The sequence below is a fragment of the Klebsiella sp. P1954 genome, from assembly GCF_018199955.1.
Taxonomy (GTDB): domain Bacteria; phylum Pseudomonadota; class Gammaproteobacteria; order Enterobacterales; family Enterobacteriaceae; genus Klebsiella; species Klebsiella pneumoniae.
In genome coordinates this window covers 3,446,418-3,467,744 of sequence record NZ_CP073373.1, presented here as the reverse complement: position 1 = coordinate 3,467,744, position 21,327 = coordinate 3,446,418, and the positions used below count along the sequence as shown (strand labels likewise).

23 protein-coding genes, 1 tRNA gene and 4 rRNA genes are annotated in these 21,327 nt (G+C 52.9%); 7 read left to right on the top strand and 21 right to left on the bottom strand.

What is annotated here, in order from left to right; genetic code table 11:
* The first annotated feature begins 254 nt into the window (after positions 1–254).
* A complete protein-coding gene (locus KB890_RS16605; protein WP_002919103.1) occupies positions 255–476 on the top strand; it encodes a putative periplasmic lipoprotein in 222 nt (73 codons plus the stop codon).
* Positions 477–880: 404 nt separating this feature from the next.
* Here the strand turns inward: KB890_RS16605 and rrf (KB890_RS16600) are convergent.
* The 5 genes from rrf (KB890_RS16600) to KB890_RS16580 all read right to left on the bottom strand — a co-directional run bounded on the left by rrf (KB890_RS16600) (position 881) and on the right by KB890_RS16580 (position 5,976).
* Positions 881–996 (bottom strand): 5S ribosomal RNA (gene rrf / locus KB890_RS16600).
* A gap of 38 nt (positions 997–1,034) precedes the next feature.
* Positions 1,035–1,110 (bottom strand) — tRNA-Thr (locus KB890_RS16595).
* 14 nt (positions 1,111–1,124) lie between these two features.
* A 5S ribosomal RNA gene (rrf, locus tag KB890_RS16590) occupies positions 1,125–1,240 on the bottom strand.
* A gap of 96 nt (positions 1,241–1,336) precedes the next feature.
* Positions 1,337–4,238 (bottom strand): 23S ribosomal RNA (locus tag KB890_RS16585).
* A 198-nt stretch (positions 4,239–4,436) separates the two neighbouring features.
* Positions 4,437–5,976, bottom strand: a 16S ribosomal RNA gene (locus KB890_RS16580).
* Together the 16S, 23S and 5S rRNA genes with 1 tRNA gene alongside form the textbook arrangement of a ribosomal RNA operon.
* Positions 5,977–6,447: 471 nt before the next feature.
* On the opposite strand from KB890_RS16580, the gene KB890_RS16575 reads away from it, so the two are divergent.
* Positions 6,448–7,002 (top strand): gamma carbonic anhydrase family protein, encoded by a 555-nt coding sequence (locus tag KB890_RS16575; protein ID WP_002919123.1) that lies wholly within the window; start codon positions 6,448–6,450, stop codon positions 7,000–7,002.
* Here the strand turns inward: KB890_RS16575 and KB890_RS16570 are convergent.
* The 6 genes from KB890_RS16570 to dprA are packed head-to-tail and all read right to left on the bottom strand — an operon-like array spanning position 6,978 to position 10,769.
* Positions 6,978–7,235 (bottom strand): DUF1488 family protein, encoded by a 258-nt coding sequence (locus tag KB890_RS16570; protein ID WP_002919125.1) that lies wholly within the window; start codon positions 7,233–7,235, stop codon positions 6,978–6,980. The two genes, KB890_RS16575 and KB890_RS16570, sit on opposite strands and share 25 nt — an antisense overlap.
* Complete coding sequence (gene aroE, locus KB890_RS16565) at positions 7,232–8,050, bottom strand: shikimate dehydrogenase (protein WP_004181437.1); 819 nt, start codon at positions 8,048–8,050, stop codon at positions 7,232–7,234. Before aroE ends, KB890_RS16570 begins: the two co-directional genes overlap by 4 nt.
* A 3-nt stretch (positions 8,051–8,053) precedes the next feature.
* Positions 8,054–8,626, bottom strand: coding sequence for an L-threonylcarbamoyladenylate synthase type 1 TsaC (gene tsaC, locus KB890_RS16560; RefSeq protein ID WP_002919132.1), 573 nt, complete (start codon positions 8,624–8,626; stop codon positions 8,054–8,056).
* Positions 8,627–8,630: 4 nt separating this feature from the next.
* The gene (locus KB890_RS16555; RefSeq protein ID WP_004145330.1) at positions 8,631–9,173 is read right to left on the bottom strand and encodes a DNA topoisomerase family protein; all 543 of its coding nucleotides are present in this window, start codon (positions 9,171–9,173) and stop codon (positions 8,631–8,633) included.
* A 26-nt stretch (positions 9,174–9,199) separates the two neighbouring features.
* Complete coding sequence (gene smg / locus KB890_RS16550) at positions 9,200–9,673, bottom strand: DUF494 family protein Smg (RefSeq protein ID WP_002919137.1); 474 nt, start codon at positions 9,671–9,673, stop codon at positions 9,200–9,202.
* Entirely contained in the window at positions 9,645–10,769 is a 1,125-nt protein-coding gene (gene dprA, locus KB890_RS16545; RefSeq protein ID WP_002919139.1) for a DNA-protecting protein DprA, read from the bottom strand. The genes smg and dprA overlap by 29 nt, the downstream gene beginning before the upstream one ends.
* A gap of 128 nt (positions 10,770–10,897) precedes the next feature.
* Between dprA and def the strand changes: the two genes are divergently transcribed.
* From def to mscL, 5 genes are all read left to right on the top strand, one after another.
* The gene (def, locus tag KB890_RS16540; protein ID WP_004174081.1) at positions 10,898–11,407 is read left to right on the top strand and encodes a peptide deformylase; all 510 of its coding nucleotides are present in this window, start codon (positions 10,898–10,900) and stop codon (positions 11,405–11,407) included.
* A 14-nt stretch (positions 11,408–11,421) separates the two neighbouring features.
* Entirely contained in the window at positions 11,422–12,369 is a 948-nt protein-coding gene (fmt, locus tag KB890_RS16535; RefSeq protein ID WP_004150007.1) for a methionyl-tRNA formyltransferase, read from the top strand.
* A 52-nt stretch (positions 12,370–12,421) separates the two neighbouring features.
* Positions 12,422–13,717, top strand: a complete 1,296-nt coding sequence (gene rsmB / locus KB890_RS16530; RefSeq protein ID WP_004181438.1) for a 16S rRNA (cytosine(967)-C(5))-methyltransferase RsmB — start codon at positions 12,422–12,424, stop codon at positions 13,715–13,717.
* A gap of 13 nt (positions 13,718–13,730) precedes the next feature.
* Positions 13,731–15,107, top strand: coding sequence for a Trk system potassium transporter TrkA (trkA, locus tag KB890_RS16525; protein WP_002919153.1), 1,377 nt, complete (start codon positions 13,731–13,733; stop codon positions 15,105–15,107).
* A gap of 140 nt (positions 15,108–15,247) precedes the next feature.
* Positions 15,248–15,661, top strand: coding sequence for a large-conductance mechanosensitive channel protein MscL (gene mscL, locus KB890_RS16520; protein WP_004145325.1), 414 nt, complete (start codon positions 15,248–15,250; stop codon positions 15,659–15,661).
* On the opposite strand, the gene KB890_RS16515 is transcribed toward mscL, so the two are convergent.
* From KB890_RS16515 to secY, 10 genes are all read right to left on the bottom strand, one after another.
* A complete protein-coding gene (locus KB890_RS16515) occupies positions 15,597–15,875 on the bottom strand; it encodes an alternative ribosome-rescue factor A (RefSeq protein ID WP_004145324.1) in 279 nt (92 codons plus the stop codon). The genes mscL and KB890_RS16515 overlap by 65 nt on opposite strands.
* A 57-nt stretch (positions 15,876–15,932) precedes the next feature.
* Positions 15,933–16,358 (bottom strand): Zn(2+)-responsive transcriptional regulator, encoded by a 426-nt coding sequence (gene zntR, locus KB890_RS16510; protein WP_002919201.1) that lies wholly within the window; start codon positions 16,356–16,358, stop codon positions 15,933–15,935.
* Between the two features lie 2 nt (positions 16,359–16,360).
* Positions 16,361–16,729 (bottom strand): DnaJ family domain-containing protein, encoded by a 369-nt coding sequence (locus tag KB890_RS16505; RefSeq protein ID WP_004181439.1) that lies wholly within the window; start codon positions 16,727–16,729, stop codon positions 16,361–16,363.
* A 108-nt stretch (positions 16,730–16,837) separates the two neighbouring features.
* Positions 16,838–17,224: a 50S ribosomal protein L17 gene (rplQ, locus tag KB890_RS16500; RefSeq protein ID WP_002919206.1), complete on the bottom strand. Its 387-nt coding sequence runs from the start codon at positions 17,222–17,224 to the stop codon at positions 16,838–16,840.
* A gap of 40 nt (positions 17,225–17,264) precedes the next feature.
* Positions 17,265–18,254 (bottom strand): DNA-directed RNA polymerase subunit alpha, encoded by a 990-nt coding sequence (locus tag KB890_RS16495; protein ID WP_002919219.1) that lies wholly within the window; start codon positions 18,252–18,254, stop codon positions 17,265–17,267.
* 25 nt (positions 18,255–18,279) lie between these two features.
* Positions 18,280–18,900 carry a 30S ribosomal protein S4 gene (gene rpsD / locus KB890_RS16490; protein ID WP_002919224.1) on the bottom strand — a complete coding sequence of 207 codons (621 nt, stop codon included), beginning with the start codon at positions 18,898–18,900 and terminating at the stop codon, positions 18,280–18,282.
* A 33-nt stretch (positions 18,901–18,933) separates the two neighbouring features.
* On the bottom strand, positions 18,934–19,323 hold the full coding sequence (rpsK, locus tag KB890_RS16485; RefSeq protein ID WP_002919257.1) for a 30S ribosomal protein S11: 390 nt from the start codon (positions 19,321–19,323) through the stop codon (positions 18,934–18,936).
* Positions 19,324–19,339: 16 nt separating this feature from the next.
* A complete protein-coding gene (rpsM, locus tag KB890_RS16480) occupies positions 19,340–19,696 on the bottom strand; it encodes a 30S ribosomal protein S13 (RefSeq protein ID WP_002919259.1) in 357 nt (118 codons plus the stop codon).
* A gap of 146 nt (positions 19,697–19,842) precedes the next feature.
* Complete coding sequence (gene rpmJ, locus KB890_RS16475) at positions 19,843–19,959, bottom strand: 50S ribosomal protein L36 (protein WP_000868187.1); 117 nt, start codon at positions 19,957–19,959, stop codon at positions 19,843–19,845.
* A 33-nt stretch (positions 19,960–19,992) separates the two neighbouring features.
* Complete coding sequence (gene secY / locus KB890_RS16470; RefSeq protein WP_002919515.1) at positions 19,993–21,324, bottom strand: preprotein translocase subunit SecY; 1,332 nt, start codon at positions 21,322–21,324, stop codon at positions 19,993–19,995.
* Between the last annotated feature and the right edge of the window lie 3 nt (positions 21,325–21,327).

The following is a 21,327-nucleotide window of genomic DNA, read 5'->3' as shown; positions in this document are numbered from 1 at the left end:
TTTTCGCATGCAATATTGGCAGCCAGCTAAACGCGCCACAGTCTGGCAACCGCCATCGCACGCAGCATTGCTGAATCACAATCTTTCTCTCCATCTTTTCTGCATATTCCCGGGCTTATCTTCACGATATTTACGCGGCTCATATATTGAGATGATTTCGGCCTCCGGCCCGGACAATCCGCGGTGATAAAATAAGCCATTCCGTTCTGCACTGGCTTTCAGTACAACCCAGCGGATTATCCAGAGGTAATATCATGAAAAAGTATTTAATCGTGGCGCTGCTGGCCTCTCTGCTGGCAGGCTGTGCCCATGACTCTCCCTGCGTACCGGTTTATGACTCGCAAGGCCGCTTAGTCCATACCAATACCTGTATGAAAGGCACAACAGAAGACAACTGGGAAACCGCAGGCGCAATCGCCGGGGGTGCGGCCGCGGTAGCCGGCCTCACGTTAGGGATCGTTGCTCTGACCCGCTAGATCGCTTCCCCAACCGCAGATACAGGTATATCCCCTGTATCTGCTCCACTCCATTCCCCAAAGTAAGCGATCATTCAGGCTCTTCCTGACGATAGTTCGCCAGCTTTCTTAGCCGTTGTTGTTGCCAGAGACCGCTGGCAATGAGTCGTCCATCGCTATCGGCAAACTTTTCAGATTCAGGGTTCAGGACCAACAAACACCAAAGGCCCGGTCGAAGAGCGGGCCTTTACTCTGATGGTGAGCAATGATGGCGAACGTCCTGTCCCTCTCTCCGGACCGTTGCTGCGCAATGTTCATATCGATGCCAGTTAGATTTTCCCTGGGCAGCAAAGAAGCTCATCGGCAAACGATAACACAAAAGCAAAAGGCCCAGTCTTTCGACTGGGCCTTTTGCTTTATTTGATGCCTGGCGATTCCCTACTCTCACATGGGGAGACCCCACACTACCATCGGCGCTACGACGTTTCACTTCTGAGTTCGGCATGGGGTCAGGTGGGACCGCCGCGCTATTGTCGCCAGGCAAATTCTTTACAACGTGCCGAACTTTAACCTAAAAAGTGGTGCTGATACCCAGAGTCGAACTGGGGACCTCACCCTTACCAAGGGTGCGCTCTACCAACTGAGCCATATCAGCACGCTAAATTTGATGCCTGGCAGTTCCCTACTCTCACATGGGGAGACCCCACACTACCATCGGCGCTACGGCGTTTCACTTCTGAGTTCGGCATGGGGTCAGGTGGGACCACCGCGCTAGTGCCGCCAGGCAAATTCTGTTTTATCAACACGTCTCACCAACGTATCGATTAATCTGTATCAGAGCTGAAAATTCTCTCAATCCGCCAAAACATCTTCGGCGTTGTAAGGTTAAGCCTCACGGTTCATTAGTACCGGTTAGCTCAACGCATCGCTGCGCTTACACACCCGGCCTATCAACGTCGTCGTCTTCAACGTTCCTTCAGGAGACTTAAAGTCTCAGGGAGAACTCATCTCGGGGCAAGTTTCGTGCTTAGATGCTTTCAGCACTTATCTCTTCCGCATTTAGCTACCGGGCAGTGCCATTGGCATGACAACCCGAACACCAGTGATGCGTCCACTCCGGTCCTCTCGTACTAGGAGCAGCCCCCCTCAATTCTCCAGCGCCCACGGCAGATAGGGACCGAACTGTCTCACGACGTTCTAAACCCAGCTCGCGTACCACTTTAAATGGCGAACAGCCATACCCTTGGGACCTACTTCAGCCCCAGGATGTGATGAGCCGACATCGAGGTGCCAAACACCGCCGTCGATATGAACTCTTGGGCGGTATCAGCCTGTTATCCCCGGAGTACCTTTTATCCGTTGAGCGATGGCCCTTCCATTCAGAACCACCGGATCACTATGACCTGCTTTCGCACCTGCTCGCGCCGTCACGCTCGCAGTCAAGCTAGCTTATGCCATTGCACTAACCTCCTGATGTCCGACCAGGATTAGCTAACCTTCGTGCTCCTCCGTTACGCTTTGGGAGGAGACCGCCCCAGTCAAACTACCCACCAGACACTGTCCGCAACCCCGGTCAGGGGCCAACGTTAGAACATCAAACATTAAAGGGTGGTATTTCAAGGTTGGCTCCACGCAGACTGGCGTCCACGCTTCAAAGCCTCCCACCTATCCTACACATCAAGGCTCAATGTTCAGTGTCAAGCTATAGTAAAGGTTCACGGGGTCTTTCCGTCTTGCCGCGGGTACACTGCATCTTCACAGCGAGTTCAATTTCACTGAGTCTCGGGTGGAGACAGCCTGGCCATCATTACGCCATTCGTGCAGGTCGGAACTTACCCGACAAGGAATTTCGCTACCTTAGGACCGTTATAGTTACGGCCGCCGTTTACCGGGGCTTCGATCAAGAGCTTCTCCTTACGGATAACCCCATCAATTAACCTTCCGGCACCGGGCAGGCGTCACACCGTATACGTCCACTTTCGTGTTTGCACAGTGCTGTGTTTTTAATAAACAGTTGCAGCCAGCTGGTATCTTCGACTGGTCTCAGCTCCACCCGCAGGGGCTTCACCTACACACCAGCGTGCCTTCTCCCGAAGTTACGGCACCATTTTGCCTAGTTCCTTCACCCGAGTTCTCTCAAGCGCCTTGGTATTCTCTACCTGACCACCTGTGTCGGTTTGGGGTACGATTTGATGTTACCTGATGCTTAGAGGCTTTTCCTGGAAGCAGGGCATTTGTTACTTCAGCACCGTAGTGCCTCGTCATCACACCTCAGCCTTGATTATCCGGATTTGCCTGGATAATCAGCCTACATGCTTAAACCGGGACAACCGTCGCCCGGCTAACATAGCCTTCTCCGTCCCCCCTTCGCAGTAACACCAAGTACAGGAATATTAACCTGTTTCCCATCGACTACGCCTTTCGGCCTCGCCTTAGGGGTCGACTCACCCTGCCCCGATTAACGTTGGACAGGAACCCTTGGTCTTCCGGCGAGCGGGCTTTTCACCCGCTTTATCGTTACTTATGTCAGCATTCGCACTTCTGATACCTCCAGCATGCCTCACAGCACACCTTCGCAGGCTTACAGAACGCTCCCCTACCCAACAACACATAGTGTCGCTGCCGCAGCTTCGGTGCATGGTTTAGCCCCGTTACATCTTCCGCGCAGGCCGACTCGACCAGTGAGCTATTACGCTTTCTTTAAATGATGGCTGCTTCTAAGCCAACATCCTGGCTGTCTGTGCCTTCCCACATCGTTTCCCACTTAACCATGACTTTGGGACCTTAGCTGGCGGTCTGGGTTGTTTCCCTCTTCACGACGGACGTTAGCACCCGCCGTGTGTCTCCCGTGATAACATTCTTCGGTATTCGTAGTTTGCATCGGGTTGGTAAGTCGGGATGACCCCCTAGCCGAAACAGTGCTCTACCCCCGAAGATGAATTCACGAGGCGCTACCTAAATAGCTTTCGGGGAGAACCAGCTATCTCCCGGTTTGATTGGCCTTTCACCCCCAGCCACAAGTCATCCGCTAATTTTTCAACATTAGTCGGTTCGGTCCTCCAGTTAGTGTTACCCAACCTTCAACCTGCCCATGGCTAGATCACCGGGTTTCGGGTCTATACCCTGCAACTTAACGCCCAGTTAAGACTCGGTTTCCCTGCGGCTCCCCTATACGGTTAACCTTGCTACAGAATATAAGTCGCTGACCCATTATACAAAAGGTACGCAGTCACACCCGAAGGTGCTCCCACTGCTTGTACGTACACGGTTTCAGGTTCTTTTTCACTCCCCTCGCCGGGGTTCTTTTCGCCTTTCCCTCACGGTACTGGTTCACTATCGGTCAGTCAGGAGTATTTAGCCTTGGAGGATGGTCCCCCCATATTCAGACAGGATACCACGTGTCCCGCCCTACTCTTCGAGTTCACAGCCTGTGCATTTTGGTGTACGGGACTATCACCCTGTACCGTCGGACTTTCCAGACCGTTCCACTAACACACAAGCTGATTCAGACTCTGGGCTGCTCCCCGTTCGCTCGCCGCTACTGGGGGAATCTCGGTTGATTTCTTTTCCTCGGGGTACTTAGATGTTTCAGTTCCCCCGGTTCGCCTCGTTAACCTATGTATTCAGTTAACGATAGTGCAACGAATTGCACTGGGTTTCCCCATTCGGACATCGCCGGTTATAACGGTTCATATCACCTTACCGACGCTTTTCGCAGATTAGCACGTCCTTCATCGCCTCTGACTGCCAGGGCATCCACCGTGTACGCTTAGTCGCTTAACCTCACAACCCGAAGATGTTTCACTTCTGATTGCGAAAATTTGAGAGACTCGAACACACATTAACTGTGTGTCGTTTCAATTTTCAGCTTGATCCAGATTTTTAAAGAGCAAAATTTCACAATGCACTTCGCAGTACATTTTGAAATTTATTATTTATCAAACAATCTGTGTGGACACTACAAAGGCAGGTTCTTTAAGGTAAGGAGGTGATCCAACCGCAGGTTCCCCTACGGTTACCTTGTTACGACTTCACCCCAGTCATGAATCACAAAGTGGTAAGCGCCCTCCCGAAGGTTAAGCTACCTACTTCTTTTGCAACCCACTCCCATGGTGTGACGGGCGGTGTGTACAAGGCCCGGGAACGTATTCACCGTAGCATTCTGATCTACGATTACTAGCGATTCCGACTTCATGGAGTCGAGTTGCAGACTCCAATCCGGACTACGACATACTTTATGAGGTCCGCTTGCTCTCGCGAGGTCGCTTCTCTTTGTATATGCCATTGTAGCACGTGTGTAGCCCTGGTCGTAAGGGCCATGATGACTTGACGTCATCCCCACCTTCCTCCAGTTTATCACTGGCAGTCTCCTTTGAGTTCCCGGCCGAACCGCTGGCAACAAAGGATAAGGGTTGCGCTCGTTGCGGGACTTAACCCAACATTTCACAACACGAGCTGACGACAGCCATGCAGCACCTGTCTCACAGTTCCCGAAGGCACCAATCCATCTCTGGAAAGTTCTGTGGATGTCAAGACCAGGTAAGGTTCTTCGCGTTGCATCGAATTAAACCACATGCTCCACCGCTTGTGCGGGCCCCCGTCAATTCATTTGAGTTTTAACCTTGCGGCCGTACTCCCCAGGCGGTCGATTTAACGCGTTAGCTCCGGAAGCCACGCCTCAAGGGCACAACCTCCAAATCGACATCGTTTACGGCGTGGACTACCAGGGTATCTAATCCTGTTTGCTCCCCACGCTTTCGCACCTGAGCGTCAGTCTTTGTCCAGGGGGCCGCCTTCGCCACCGGTATTCCTCCAGATCTCTACGCATTTCACCGCTACACCTGGAATTCTACCCCCCTCTACAAGACTCTAGCCTGCCAGTTTCGAATGCAGTTCCCAGGTTGAGCCCGGGGATTTCACATCCGACTTGACAGACCGCCTGCGTGCGCTTTACGCCCAGTAATTCCGATTAACGCTTGCACCCTCCGTATTACCGCGGCTGCTGGCACGGAGTTAGCCGGTGCTTCTTCTGCGGGTAACGTCAATCGCCAAGGTTATTAACCTTAACGCCTTCCTCCCCGCTGAAAGTGCTTTACAACCCGAAGGCCTTCTTCACACACGCGGCATGGCTGCATCAGGCTTGCGCCCATTGTGCAATATTCCCCACTGCTGCCTCCCGTAGGAGTCTGGACCGTGTCTCAGTTCCAGTGTGGCTGGTCATCCTCTCAGACCAGCTAGGGATCGTCGCCTAGGTGAGCCGTTACCCCACCTACTAGCTAATCCCATCTGGGCACATCTGATGGCATGAGGCCCGAAGGTCCCCCACTTTGGTCTTGCGACGTTATGCGGTATTAGCTACCGTTTCCAGTAGTTATCCCCCTCCATCAGGCAGTTTCCCAGACATTACTCACCCGTCCGCCGCTCGTCACCCGAGAGCAAGCTCTCTGTGCTACCGCTCGACTTGCATGTGTTAGGCCTGCCGCCAGCGTTCAATCTGAGCCATGATCAAACTCTTCAATTTAAGTTTGATGCTCAAAGAATTAAACTTCGTAATGAATTACGTGTTCACTCTTGAGACTTGGTATTCATTTTTCGTCCGAGGACGTTAAGAATCCATGTCACTTTGAGTGCCCACACAGATTGTCTGATAAATTGTTAAAGAGCAGTTGCGACGCGCTTTAGCGCTCTGTCGCGAGGTGGCGTATATTACGCTTTCCTCTTTCAGAGTCAACCCGTTTTTCAGGATTTTTCTCTGCAACCGAACCGGCTGTTTGTGTGAAGTGATTCACATCTGCCGTGTCAGTGGGTGCGCATTATAGGGATCCCATTTTTTTGCACAAGCCTTTTTTCGATCTTTTTTTCTGAATGGTGATTTTTCACCCTTTTCGCCGTGTATTTGCACGATTTGCTCAATTTTCACCGTTTTCAGGGGTTGCACAGGGAGATAAAAGCCACCAAAGTCTTCTTATGCTCCCGTATTTTTGAGGTCTATATGTCTGCTCAGCTGCGCCCCTACAAAGCATTTTTCCCACAAATCGGTCTTCGCGTCATGATTGACGCATCCAGCGTTGTCATCGGCGATGTCAGAATTGCCGATGACGTCAGCGTCTGGCCTCTGGTGGCCATTCGCGGCGACGTCAACTATGTATCGATAGGTCAACGCAGCAATATTCAGGACGGTAGCGTTCTCCATGTGACCCATAAGTCCTCTTATAAGCCGGAGGGAAATCCGCTGATCATTGGTGAGGATGTAACTGTTGGTCATAAAGTGATGCTGCACGGCTGCACTATCGGCAACCGCGTACTGGTTGGCATGGGTTCGATCTTATTAGATGGTGTCGTCGTTGGCGACGACGTCATGATAGGTGCGGGAAGTCTGGTACCGCAGAACAAACAGCTGGAAAGCGGCTACCTTTACTTTGGCAATCCGGTCAAACAGATCCGCCCCCTGACAGAGGCGGAACGGGAAGGACTCAAGTATTCAGCAAATAACTATGTGAAATGGAAAAATGAGTACCTGGATCAGGATAACCAGATCCAGCCCTGAGCATCTTCCTGACCATCGCGGATCAATGCTTCTGCCTCTTCCTCTAGATCCCAACGATGTTCCTGGAAGGCGGCCAGCCACTGCGCTGGCCCCTCTGCGCCGAAACGCTGCTGCAGGATTTGCCCTGAAATTGCGCAGGTTAATTGCATCCCATTCACCAGCGCGGGAAAAACCACGCCCTGCCGTTCGGCATCCCATGATTCCCGGTCAGGAAACTGAATCGCCTGATTCATGCATTCAGTTCCTGCTGCAGCGTTTCAATGACCGGAGCGATAGCCGGCAGAACGCCGTGCCATAGCAGAACAGCATGGGCGGCTTGCGCCACCAGCATTCCCAGCCCATCGGCACAGTGAACTGCGCCATATTGCTGGCACCAGTGAAGAAACGGTGTCGGCCCTTTCTGGTAAAACATGTCATAGCAATATACGTCAGCGTTGACAATAGATGCCGGGATAGCTGGTACATCACCGTCTATTCCACTGGACGTCGCATTGACGATCAGATCGAATGTTGCCCCGGATAAGGTATCCATCTCCCTTGCGCTAACGCTCCCGGTATGGGCGAAGAGAGTGGCTAACTCACGGGCACGAGAATAGGTGCGATTCACGATCGTGACGGCGCATCCCAGCGACAGAAGCGGCAAAAGAACCCCGCGAGATGCCCCACCAGCACCAACAAGCAGGATCCGTTGGCGTGGCTTAATGAATCCCAGGCGTTCCAGATCGCTCAGAAGACCAATACCGTCGGTGTTGTCCCCCAGTAAACGGCCATCTTCCAGGCGTTTCAGGGTGTTTACTGCTCCCGCCAGCGCTGCGCGTTCTGTCAGTTCGTCGGCACGCGCAAAGGCTTCCTCTTTAAAAGGAACGGTGACGTTGGCCCCCTGTCCTCCTTCTGCAAAGAACTGATTCAGAGAAGAGACAAAATCGTCCAGCGGCGCCAGTACACGTCCATAAGGATGAGTAATTCCTAACTGGCGGGCAAACAGCTGATGAATAGCAGGCGACTTGCTGTGCGCGATCGGATTACCAAAAACGGCATAGGTTTCCATGGTTCACCCCTGGCGGAACAGTTCACCCGTCAGGGCATCACGGATTTCAGATGGGTTTTGCCGGCCGCCCGTGGCGCCATCCACCACCGGGAAGCTGTCGCCAAACTGAGCATGGACCTCTGCGGTAGTACGGCACGGTGGTTGCCCGGTGAGATTGGCGCTGGTCGAAACCAGTGGTTTTCCGTAGGCTTCGCACAATTCGATTACCAGCGGATGGTTAGTCACGCGTACGGCCAGTGAATCAAAACGTCCAGTCAGCCAGCGCGGCGTTTCAGGACGCGCCGGGAATACAAACGTCACCGGTCCCGGCCAGCAAGAGAAGATGGCTTCCCGCTGTGAGTCACTTAACCGTGAATCATCAATATAGGGCTTCAGTTGCTCAAAGCTGGCGGCGATAAGGATCAATCCTTTCTCAACAGGACGCTGCTTCAGCTCCAGCAGGCGCATAACGGCCGTTTCGCTGTCAGGGTCGCAGCCGACGCCAAACACAGCTTCGGTGGGATAGGCGATGACATGTTCATTTTTCAGGACCGCCACGGCATGGGCGACGGCTTCTGAGGGCAGGTTATTGTTCACTGATTTATTCCGCCGGGATCGGCTTTCCACATTGTTTACTGGCACAGAAGCGTCTGAGCCCCTGCGCCGTCTTCTTTTCAATTAACAGCGGGTAATGGCATTCAGGGCATTCGCCCGCCACCGGTTTAAAATTGATAACGAACTGGCAATCAGGATAGCGATCGCAGGAGTGAAAGGTTTTACCGAAACGGGAACGACGCTGGACCAGATGGCCTTGTCCGCACTGCGGGCAAGCGATAGCCGTCTCATCGGGTTTATCAATCAGCTCGGTATGTTCACATTCCGGATAGCGGCTACAGCCAATGAACATCCCAAAACGCCCCTGGCGTAACACCATAACCGCACCGCACGATGGGCACTCTTGCCCCTCCAGCACCTTAACGATATGCCCGTCCGCCTGGCTTTTCAGGGGACGAATATAGTCACAGTCCGGATAATGCGAACAGCCGAGAAACGGGCCATGTTTCCCGGAACGGATCACCAGTTCGGCCCCGCACTGCGGGCAGGGCTCATTTTTACGCACCGAAAACAGTGCTGATTTGGTCATAACAACTCGATGTTGCTGCAAAAAGATTAATGCAGCATACCTTCATTTACTTCGAAGAGTAATTCTTCCATTTGCTGATAGGCGTTTTCACAGCCCGGGATATTGAACAGTACCATCAGGATGACCCATTTCAGGTCTTCCAGCTCAAATTCTGCCGTATCCAGCGCCAGTACGCGCTCTATCACCATTTCTCGCGTTTCGAGGTTCAACACCTGAATCTGCTCGAGGAAGAGTAAAAACCCCCGGCAACTGGCATCCAGACGCTGGCACTCCTCTTCGGTATATACCCGAAGAGAGAGCGGGTCGGAAGCGAGCTGCATGGGTTCAACGAGACCCTCCTGGTAATCAGCCAGTTTCTCGAGCCACATTAACGCGTTATAGATGTCTTCCCGCTCAAAACCCGCATCGGTAAGATCCCGCGTCAGTTTGTCCTGATCCACGCGCATTTCTGCTTCGCTATGGATGTAAGTTTCAAACAAATACATGAGTACGTCGAACATGGCTTGCCCTCCTTAATCGGACATAGCCGCCGGGTACAGCTGCGATCCAGCCTGCTAACTCCAGTTCAAGTAGCTGAGCTACGGTTACTGGCACAGATTGGCCGGCACGTTCAGCGACAACGTCAACAGGTGTTACCTCATCTCCTACGTTAGCCAGGAGCTCCGGAAATGGCAATGCTACAGACGGCTGATCGACGCAAATATTTATCGAATCAGACGTATCAGTCAGCCAGGCCAGCTCGTTATGCCAGTATTCCACAATATCCTCTGGCGAGGTCACTGGCACCGCGCCTTGCTTAATTAACCAGTGCGGGCCTTCCGATCCCGGATTGCCTATCGGGCCAGGCAGGGCGAACACATCCCTTCCCTGCTCCAGGGCGCAGCGGACGGTGACCAGCGATCCGCTTCGCAACGCCGCCTCAATCACCAGCACGCCCAGGCTTAAGCCGCTGATAATCCGGTTGCGCCTGGGGAAATGTGCGGGAAGCGGCGGCGTAATGAGTGGAAATTCAGATACCAGCGTACCGCCATTGTCGATGATCTGCCGGGCGAGGGTTGCATGGCGCCGCGGATAAACCTGACTCAGCCCATTGCCCAGTACCGCGATAGTTTTACCCTCCGCCGCCAGCGCGCCGCGGTGCGCGACCCCGTCAATGCCTAACGCCAGCCCACTGGTGATGGTAATCCCTTTCTGCGCCAGCGTTTCGCTGAACAGTTTCCCCCAGCGGGCGCCATACCAGGAGTGCGAGCGACTGCCAATAACGGCAAGCTGCGCGCTGTGAAGCAGGGCGAGGCCGCCGCTGACCAGCAACGCGCCGGGATAATCAGCGATAGCCTTTAACCGCAATGGATAGCGCGGATCGTCACCCCGTAACAGATGATGATCCGGTTGTCCCAGCCAGCGCCGCGTCTCGTCAAGCTCATGCTCGTCAAGCCGGAAAAATAACTTTGCCTGCGCCGCGGTCATCCCGACGGCATGCAGCGCTTCACGATCAACGCTGGCGGCTGCGCATAAGCGCTGAGCGATCTCTACCATCCTGTCGCCATACAAGCTACTGACCTTCATCAGCCGCAGCCAAATCTCGTCGGGCGTCATCCTTACCCCCTGCCATAAGCGGTATTGACAATCTTTGCGATTGGACAGTGAGACTGTCAATTGCAGGGGGTTTTGTCTAGAATAGAGCTAATAATCTTATCAACTCCTGAATACGACTCTGGAACTTTATGGCAGTTTTGCAAGTGTTACATATTCCGGACGAGCGCCTTCGCAAAGTCGCCGAGCCGGTCAAAGAAGTGAATGCGGAAATTCAGCGTATCGTCGATGATATGTTCGACACCATGTACGCCGAGGAAGGCATCGGTCTGGCCGCAACCCAGGTCGATATCCATCAGCGCATTATCGTTATTGATGTGTCGGAAAATCGTGAAGAGCAGCTGGTATTAATTAACCCGGAAATGCTGGAGAAAGATGGCGAAACCGGTATTGAAGAAGGCTGCTTGTCTATTCCTGAACAGCGCGCCCTGGTGCCGCGTGCGGAAAAAGTGAAGATCCGGGCACTGGATCGCGATGGTAAGCCGTTTGAACTGGAGGCCGATGGCCTGCTGGCTATCTGTATCCAGCATGAGATGGATCACCTGGTCGGCAAACTGTTTATTGACTATCTGTCACCACTCAAACAACAGCGCATTCGTCAGAAGGTAGAGAAACTGGATCGTTTACGTTCCCGTGCCTGATAACAAGGAATACCGTGTCACAATCACTACGTATCATTTTCGCCGGCACCCCTGATTTTGCAGCGCGTCATCTTGATGCGCTGCTGTCGTCTGAACATCAGGTTGTTGGCGTATTTACTCAGCCTGATCGCCCTGCTGGTCGCGGCAAAAAATTGATGCCAAGCCCGGTAAAAGTGCTGGCAGAAGCCCATAACTTACCTGTGTTCCAGCCATCCTCCCTGCGTCCGCAGGATAACCAGCGGTTAGTTGCCGATCTCGGCGCCGATATTATGGTGGTAGTGGCGTACGGTCTGATTCTGCCTAAAGCGGTGCTGGAGATGCCCCGTCTGGGCTGTATCAACGTTCACGGCTCGCTGCTACCGCGCTGGCGTGGCGCAGCGCCTATTCAGCGTTCACTGTGGGCGGGGGATAGCGAAACTGGCGTAACCATCATGCAGATGGACGTCGGCCTTGATACGGGGGATATGCTGTATAAGCTTTCCTGCCCCATTACCGCAGAGGATACCAGCGGCAGCCTGTACGATAAGCTGGCCGAGCTCGGCCCTCAGGGGCTGCTGGCAACGTTAGCCCAGCTGGCCAACGGCACCGCACGGCCTGAAGTACAAGATGAATCGCTGGTGTGCCATGCCGAAAAGCTGAGTAAAGAAGAGGCTCGTATCGATTGGTCGCTTTCCGCTGCGCAGTTGGAACGCTGCATCCGCGCGTTTAATCCGTGGCCAATGAGCTGGCTGGAAATTGACGGACAACCGGTAAAAGTGTGGCGGGCATCGGTCATCGCCGAAGCCGCTCACGCCGAACCGGGTACTATCGTGGCAGCAACCAAACAGGGTATTCAGGTCGCCACGGGGGATGGGATCCTCAGCCTGGAGTCGCTACAGCCTGCGGGTAAAAAAGCGATGAGCGCCCAGGACTTACTCAATTCCCGCCGGGAGTGGTTTATCCCTGGCACCCGTCTCGCCTGACGGTCGTCTCTTCTGAAGCCCGGGTTCGCCGGGCATTTTTATTTTTGCGCTTATGAAAAAGAATATAAATTTACGCAGCCTGGCCGCCCAGGCTATCGAACAAGTTGTTGAAAAAGGGCAGTCTTTAAGCAACGTACTGCCCCCTCTACAGCAGAAAGTCAGCGATAAAGATAAAGCGCTACTGCAGGAGTTGTGCTTTGGTGTACTACGTACTCTAAGCCAGCTGGAGTGGCTTATCAGCAAGCTAATGGCGCGTCCGATGACCGGCAAACAGCGCACCGTGCACTTTCTGATCATGGTTGGTCTCTATCAGTTACTCTACACCCGCATTCCCCCACACGCCGCGCTGGCGGAAACGGTAGAAGGCGCGGTGGCCATTAAACGCCCGCAGCTTAAAGGGCTGATCAACGGCGTGCTACGCCAGTTCCAGCGCCAGCAGGAAGCGTTTTTAGCCGAATTTGCTGAGCATGAAAACCGCTATCTTCATCCCAAATGGCTGCTGAAACGCCTGCAGCAGGCCTGGCCGCAGCAGTGGCAGGAGATCGTCGAGGCGAACAACCAGCGCCCGCCGATGTGGCTGCGCGTTAACCGCAACCATCATTCCCGGGATGAGTGGCTTGCCCTGCTTAACGAGACCGGTTTAGAGGGCTTCACCCACCCTGATTATCCGGACGCCGTACGCCTGGCCACCCCTGCCCCGGTCCACGCGTTACCAGGATTTGATGAAGGTTGGGTAACCGTTCAGGACGCCTCGGCCCAGGGCTGTATGCGCTACCTGCAGCCGGAAAATGGCGAACGCATCCTCGATCTCTGCGCGGCACCGGGCGGGAAGACGACGCATATTCTGGAAGTCGCCCCCCAGTCTCAGGTCATGGCGGTGGATATTGATGAACAGCGTCTGTCCCGCGTCTATGACAACCTGAAGCGTCTGGGTGTAAAAGCGGAAGTAAAACAGGGCGATGGTCGCTTCCCTGAGCAGTGGTGTGGCAATGAGCAGTTCGATCGTATTCTGCTGGATGCCCCCTGCTCCGCAACCGGCGTTATTCGCCGCCATCCGGATATCAAATGGCTGCGCCGGGATCGGGATATCGCCGAGTTAGCCCAACTGCAGGCCGAGATCCTCAATGCCATCTGGGGGCACCTGAAGCCAGGCGGCACGCTGGTTTACGCAACCTGTTCTATTCTGCCGGAAGAGAACAGTCAGCAAATTGCCGCCTTCCTCGCGCGAACTCCGGATGCAGAACTTCACGCAACCGGCACGCCGGCGAGCCCCGGGCAGCAAAATCTGCCGGGCGTGGAAGAAGGTGATGGCTTCTTTTACGCTAAGCTAATCAAACGTCGGAACTAATGGGTTACTGCAGATGAAGATTATTATTCTGGGCGCCGGCCAGGTCGGCGGCACGCTGGCGGAAAACCTCGTCGGCGAGAACAATGATATTACGCTGGTTGATACCAATGGCGACCGTCTGCGCAGCCTGCAGGATAAGTTCGACCTGCGTGTCGTCCAGGGGCATGGCTCTCACCCTCGCGTACTGCGTGAGGCGGGGGCCGATGATGCCGATATGCTGGTAGCGGTCACTAGTTCGGACGAAACCAACATGGTGGCCTGCCAGGTCGCTTATTCATTGTTCAATACGCCAAACCGCATAGCGCGTATTCGTGCGCCTGATTACGTTCGTGATGCGGAAAAGCTCTTCAACTCTGAAGCGGTACCCATCGATCACTTAATCGCTCCGGAACAACTGGTCATCGACAACATCCACCGTCTGATCGAATATCCCGGCGCGCTGCAGGTCGTGAACTTCGCAGAAGGAAAAGTCAGTCTCGCGGTAGTAAAAGCCTATTATGGTGGCCCGCTGGTGGGGAATGCCTTATCCACTATGCGGGAGCATATGCCGCATATCGATACGCGCGTGGCCGCCATTTTCCGCCACGATCGCCCCATCCGCCCGCAGGGTTCGACGATTGTCGAGGCCGGAGATGAAGTCTTCTTTATTGCCGCCTCGCAGCATATTCGCGCGGTCATGAGCGAACTGCAGCGACTGGAAAAGCCGTATAAGCGTATTATGCTGGTCGGCGGGGGCAATATTGGCGCGGGTCTGGCCCATAAGCTGGAAAAAGATTACAGCGTTAAGCTTATCGAACGTAATCAGCAGCGAGCCGCTGAGCTGGCGGAAAAGCTGCAGCATACTATCGTCTTCTACGGGGATGCATCGGACCAGGAGCTGTTGGCTGAAGAGCATATTGACCAGGTGGACCTGTTTATTGCCGTCACTAACGACGACGAAGCCAATATTATGTCGGCTATGTTGGCCAAGCGAATGGGCGCGAAAAAAGTGATGGTGCTAATCCAGCGCAGAGCCTACGTGGATCTGGTCCAGGGTAGCGTCATCGATATTGCGATTTCGCCTCAGCAGGCCACAATTTCCGCACTCCTCAGTCATGTCCGTAAAGCCGATATTGTCGGCGTCTCCTCCTTGCGCCGCGGCGTTGCAGAAGCGATTGAGGCAGTCGCGCACGGCGATGAGAGCACCTCCCGGGTAGTCGGGCGTTCGATCGATGAGATCAAACTTCCACCGGGCACGATCATCGGCGCCGTCGTGCGGGGCAATGACGTGATGATCGCCAATAATAATCTACGGATCGAGCAGGGCGACCATGTGATCATGTTTTTGACCGATAAGAAGTTTATTTCCGATGTCGAAAGGCTGTTCCAGCCAAGTCCTTTCTTCCTGTAATTCCCAGGGCGCCGAACAGGCGCCTTTTTATTATCCCTTATTATTCAAAGGTTAATATTTTGCAGTAACTATCTGCTGGGAATGGCAAATGAAAATACATTTGTTAAACTTACAACGTCAGCTGGCACAAGGAGAATAAAATGAGTTTTTTAAAAGAGTTTCGCGAATTCGCGATGCGCGGGAACGTTGTCGATTTGGCAGTGGGTGTGATCATCGGTGCAGCATTCGGTAAAATTGTTTCATCACTGGTCGCGGATATTATTATGCCGCCACTCGGCCTGTTGATTGGCGGGATCGATTTTAAACAGTTTGCCGTCACGCTACGTGATGCCCAGGGCGATGTCCCGGCTGTGGTGATGCATTATGGGGTATTCATTCAGAACGTTTTCGATTTCATCATCGTCGCGTTTGCCATCTTCATGGCGATTAAATTGATGAATAAGTTAAATCGTAAGAAAGAAGAGGCTCCGGCGGCACCGCCAGCTCCCTCTAAAGAAGAAGTTCTGCTGAGCGAAATTCGCGATCTGCTGAAAGAACAAAACAACCGTTCTTAATCAGCAGAGAAAGCAGAAGGCCAGTGGTAAAAAAGCGATTCGCTTGCTTGCCACTGGCCTCCCGATCAATCCTTCCTGCATGTTTATCTTTACGTTGATAGCTTCCTTTCCCTTTCTTGTTTTTCTCTACGCGCTGCCTGAATAACGGATCGTGGAGAAGTGCCTCAATGGCGTTATCTTTAATTTGTCCTTTAGTATGCTGATAGCGACTCATAGTTACTCCGGTATATGTATAAACTCGGCGCGAGTGTAGATCCGCGCGTTTAAAAAATCAACGTCCGCCATTGCCGTTGCTGGCCCCTTGTTCAAGGGCCTCAAGGATAGAACAGTAAACGCTGCTGTGGGCAGTGCCGCAACAGGCATCGTTGAGCCGCTGCAGAGAGCGGCGCATCGTCTGTAGCTCTTTAATCCGCGCCTCAACTTCACTTAATCGCGCCTGAACGATCCCTTTCGACTCCTGGCAGGTATGATGCTCCGGATCGATGCGGATCGACAATAATTCGCGGATCGCTTCCAGGCTGAAACCCAGTTGTCGGGCATAACGAATAAAGCGCAGCCGTTGAAGATCGTTATCCGAGTACAGACGAAATCCTCCCTCGGTGCGTATGTCATGATCCATCATCTGCTGCTTTTCATAGTAGCGGATGGTATCAGGCGTCACGTCAGCCAGTTTTGCCAGTTCACCAATACGATACATATTTACTCCTGATTTATTTTTTGCAGCAACGCATCGGCGTACTCACCGCGTAAAAAGTCGGTGTTCAGACCTGCCTGACGTAACTTCAGCTCGAGCAGGGCAAGGCGTTTGCTAAGTTCGGCATGACGCGGATCGTCCTGACGGACGCCGTTCAGTAAGTCTGCCAGAGCCAACGCTTCTTTGCGTTGCTCCAGTTCCGGAGGAAGACATCCTGCATTTTTCAGAAGGCGATAGCCTGCCCGCAACTCCGCCGGCACATGTGAATCGTCATCGAGAGTCAGCGGTTCTCCGCTGCCGGGTAAATTATCGAACTCACCTTTGGTTTGGGCATCGAGGATATAACGTTCCGCCCACTGATCCAGCAACCACATTCTACGGCTCCAGGGGATGAACAAAAAGAGTACAGATAGTGTAGTGAAATGGGGATGGGGTAGATATAAAAAAACCCGCCTGGGCGGGTTTTTTTACGTTACTACAGATTACTCTGCAGCAGCTTCTGCTTTCGGCTCAGCACGATCAACCAGCTCGATGTATGCCATCGGCGCGTTGTCGCCTGCACGGAAGCCACACTTCAGAATGCGAGTGTAACCACCGGCGCGGCTCGCGAAACGCGGGCCCAGCTCGTTAAACAGTTTTGCCACGATCTCGTTATCACGAGTGCGGGCGAATGCCAGACGACGATTAGCAACGCTATCAGTCTTGGCAAGAGTAATCAGCGGCTCAACTACGCGACGCAGTTCTTTCGCTTTCGGCAGGGTCGTCTTGATGATTTCATGACGAACCAGCGAACCTGCCATGTTACGGAACATAGCCTGGCGATGGCTGCTGTTGCGGTTCAGTTGACGACCACTCTTACGATGGCGCATGACCTTATCCTTCTCAGTAAAACCTTAACCTGTGATCCGGTTACTCGTCAGCAATGCTTGCTGGTGGCCAGTTTTCCAGGCGCATGCCCAGAGACAGTCCACGGGAAGCCAGCACGTCTTTAATCTCAGTAAGAGATTTTTTACCCAGGTTCGGCGTTTTCAGCAACTCAACCTCGGTACGCTGTACCAGATCACCGATATAGTGGATAGCTTCTGCCTTGAGGCAGTTAGCAGAGCGGACAGTCAATTCCAGATCGTCAACAGGGCGCAGCAGGATCGGATCGAATTCTGGTTTCTCTTCTTTCACTTCTGGCTGACGTACATCACGTAGGTCAACAAAAGCTTCCAGTTGTTCAGCCAGGATGGTTGCCGCACGACGAATCGCCTCTTCAGGATCGATTGTGCCGTTGGTTTCCATTTCGATGACCAGCTTGTCCAGGTCGGTACGCTGTTCTACACGCGCAGCTTCAACATTGTAGGCAATACGCTCTACAGGGCTGTAGCAGGCGTCGACCAGCAGACGGCCGATTGGGCGCTCATCTTCTTCCGAATGAATTCGGGCAGAAGCCGGCACATAACCGCGACCGCGCTGAACTTTGATACGCATGCTAATAGCAGCGTTCTCATCAGTCAGGTGGCAAATCACGTGCTGCGGCTTGACGATTTCGACATCACCGTCGTGGGTAATGTCGGCTGCGGTCACAGGGCCAATGCCAGATTTATTCAAAGTAAGGATGACTTCATCTTTACCCTGAACTCTCACCGCCAGCCCTTTCAGGTTGAGCAGGATTTCAAGGATGTCTTCCTGAACGCCTTCTTTGGTGCTGTACTCGTGCAGTACACCATCAATCTCAACCTCGGTCACCGCGCAACCCGGCATCGATGAGAGCAGAATACGGCGCAGTGCGTTACCCAGAGTATGGCCGAAGCCACGCTCTAAAGGCTCAAGGGTCACCTTGGCGTGCGTCGAACTCACTTGCTCGATATCGACCAGGCGCGGTTTTAGAAACTCTGTCACAGAACCCTGCATTGTGTCCTCTCTTTGGTACTAAGCTTTACTTGGAGTAAAGCTCGACGATCAGGTGTTCGTTAATGTCCGCAGACAGATCAGAACGCTCCGGCTGACGCTTGAACGTACCTTCCATCTTGCCAGCATCAACTTCCAGCCAGGTTGGCTTTTCACGCTGCTCAGCCAGCTCCAGAGCGGCTTTCACGCGAGATTGCTTTTTCGCTTTCTCACGAATGCTGACAACGTCATTCGCTTTAACCTGATAAGAAGCGATGTTAACAACACGACCGTTTACCATAATCGCTTTGTGGCTAACCAGCTGGCGTGCTTCAGCACGAGTGGCGCCGAAGCCCATACGGTATACAACGTTGTCCAGACGACCTTCCAGCAGAGCCAACAGGTTTTCACCGGTGTTGCCTTTCAGACGTGCTGCTTCTTTATAGTAGTTACGGAACTGACGCTCCAGCACACCGTACATACGGCGAACTTTTTGCTTTTCACGCAACTGCACACCATAGTCAGACAGACGCGGCTTACGCGCACCGTGCTGGCCAGGAGCTTGTTCAATTTTACACTTGGTATCGATCGCGCGAACGCCAGACTTAAGGAATAAGTCGGTGCCCTCACGACGGCTCAGCTTGAGCTTAGGACCCAAATATCTTGCCATTTTCTTTCTCCAACTAACCTGGAAAACGCAGCGTTATACGCGACGTTTTTTCGGCGGACGACAACCGTTATGAGGGATCGGAGTCACATCAGTAATATTAGTGATGCGGAAACCAGCGGCGTTCAGTGCACGAATGGTAGATTCGCGACCCGGACCCGGACCTTTGACCATAACTTCCAGATTCTTGATGCCGTATTCTTTTACGGCTTCTGCGCAACGCTCTGCTGCAACCTGAGCTGCGAACGGAGTGGATTTGCGAGAACCACGGAAACCGGAACCACCGGCTGTTGCCCAACCCAGTGCGTTACCCTGACGATCAGTGATGGTAACGATGGTGTTGTTAAAAGAAGCATGGATATGAGCCACGCCGTCAGAGACTTGTTTTCTTACACGCTTACGTGCACGAATTGGTGCCTTTGCCATTATTCAATCACCCCGATTATTTCTTGATCGGTTTACGCGGACCCTTACGGGTACGTGCGTTGGTCTTGGTACGCTGACCGCGAACCGGGAGACCACGACGATGACGCAAACCACGGTAGCAACCAAGGTCCATCAGACGCTTGATGCTCAGGGTGATTTCACGGCGCAGATCACCTTCAACGACAAATTTACCTACTGCTTCACGCAGAATATCAATTTGTTCTTCAGACAGCTCACTGATCTTAACATTTTCAGCGATGCCCGTTTCAGCGCAGATGGCTTTAGAACGGGTTTTGCCGATACCGAAAATAGCGGTTAAAGCGATAACGGTATGTTTGTGATCAGGAATGTTAATGCCTGCTATACGGGCCACTATGCACTCCTACTATTTAATATGTACGCACCATGCTGAAAAGCCCGTTTTCAGGATACTCAAATGGAAACGTACAGACATACAAAAGATTGGCTGGCTAATCTAGCCAGCTCAATCCAACTTTGCAAGAAAAATATGCGAAAAAATCAGCCTTGGCGCTGTTTATGCTTCGGCTCGGCACTGCAAATCACACGGATGACACCATCACGCTTAACGATTTTGCAGTTACGGCATAATTTCTTGACGGAAGCACGAACTTTCATTTTTACTCTCCGTAACTTCTCGGGCGACCAGTTTTAACGGCCGTAGCCTTTCAGGTTCGCCTTCTTCAATGCAGACTCATACTGACTGGACATCATCAGAGTTTGCACTTGAGCCATAAAGTCCATAATCACGACAACAACGATAAGCAGCGAGGTCCCACCGAAGTAGAACGGCACTTTCATCGCGTCACGCATGAACTCCGGGATCAGGCAGATAAAAGTAATGTACAACGCACCAACCAGAGTCAGGCGAGTCATCACTTTATCGATATACTTCGCCGTTTGCTCTCCCGGACGAATTCCTGGTACAAATGCACCGGACTTCTTCAGGTTATCTGCTGTTTCACGCGGGTTGAAAACCAACGCCGTGTAGAAGAAACAGAAGAAGATGATTGCAGACGCATAGAGTAACACATAAAGCGGTTGCCCAGGCTGCAAATACAGCGAAATTGTTGTCAGCCAGTTCCAACCAGTACCACCCCCGAACCATGACGTGATGGTTGCCGGGAACAGTATAATACTGGAAGCGAAGATTGCCGGGATTACCCCCGCCATATTCACTTTCAGCGGTAAATGTGTGCTCTGTGCAGCATAGACACGACGACCCTGTTGACGTTTCGCGTAGTTTACCACAATGCGGCGTTGACCACGCTCAACGAATACAACAAAGAAGGTCACTGCAAATACTAATACTGCAACCAACAGCAACAGGAGGAAGTGCAGGTCGCCTTGACGCGCTTGCTCGATAGTATGGGCGATGGCCGGCGGGAGTCCCGCAACGATACCGGCGAAGATAATGATCGAGATACCGTTACCGATACCACGTTCAGTGATCTGTTCGCCGAGCCACATCAGGAACATAGTCCCTGTGACCAGACTGACAACAGCGGTGAAATAGAATGCAAAGCCTGGATTAATCACCAGGCCTTGCATACCAGGCATATTCGGCAGACCGGTAGCAATACCGATCGACTGGAATATCGCCAGCACCAGAGTACCGTAGCGGGTGTACTGGCTGATCTTACGACGACCAGACTCCCCTTCTTTCTTCAGTTCCGCCAGCGGTTGATAAACCACCGTCAGCAGCTGCACGATGATCGATGCCGAAATGTACGGCATAATCCCCAGCGCAAAGATAGAAGCACGGCTGAGAGCACCACCAGAGAACATGTTGAACATTTCAATGATGGTGCCTCGCTGTTGCTCAAGCAGTTTGGCAAGTACAGCGGCATCAATACCAGGGATCGGAATAAAAGAGCCAATACGGAACACTATCAGCGCACCGACCACAAACAGAAGTCTGCGTTTCAGTTCGCCAAGGCCACCTTTGGCACTTTGAAAATCTAATCCCGGTTGTTTAGCCATCTG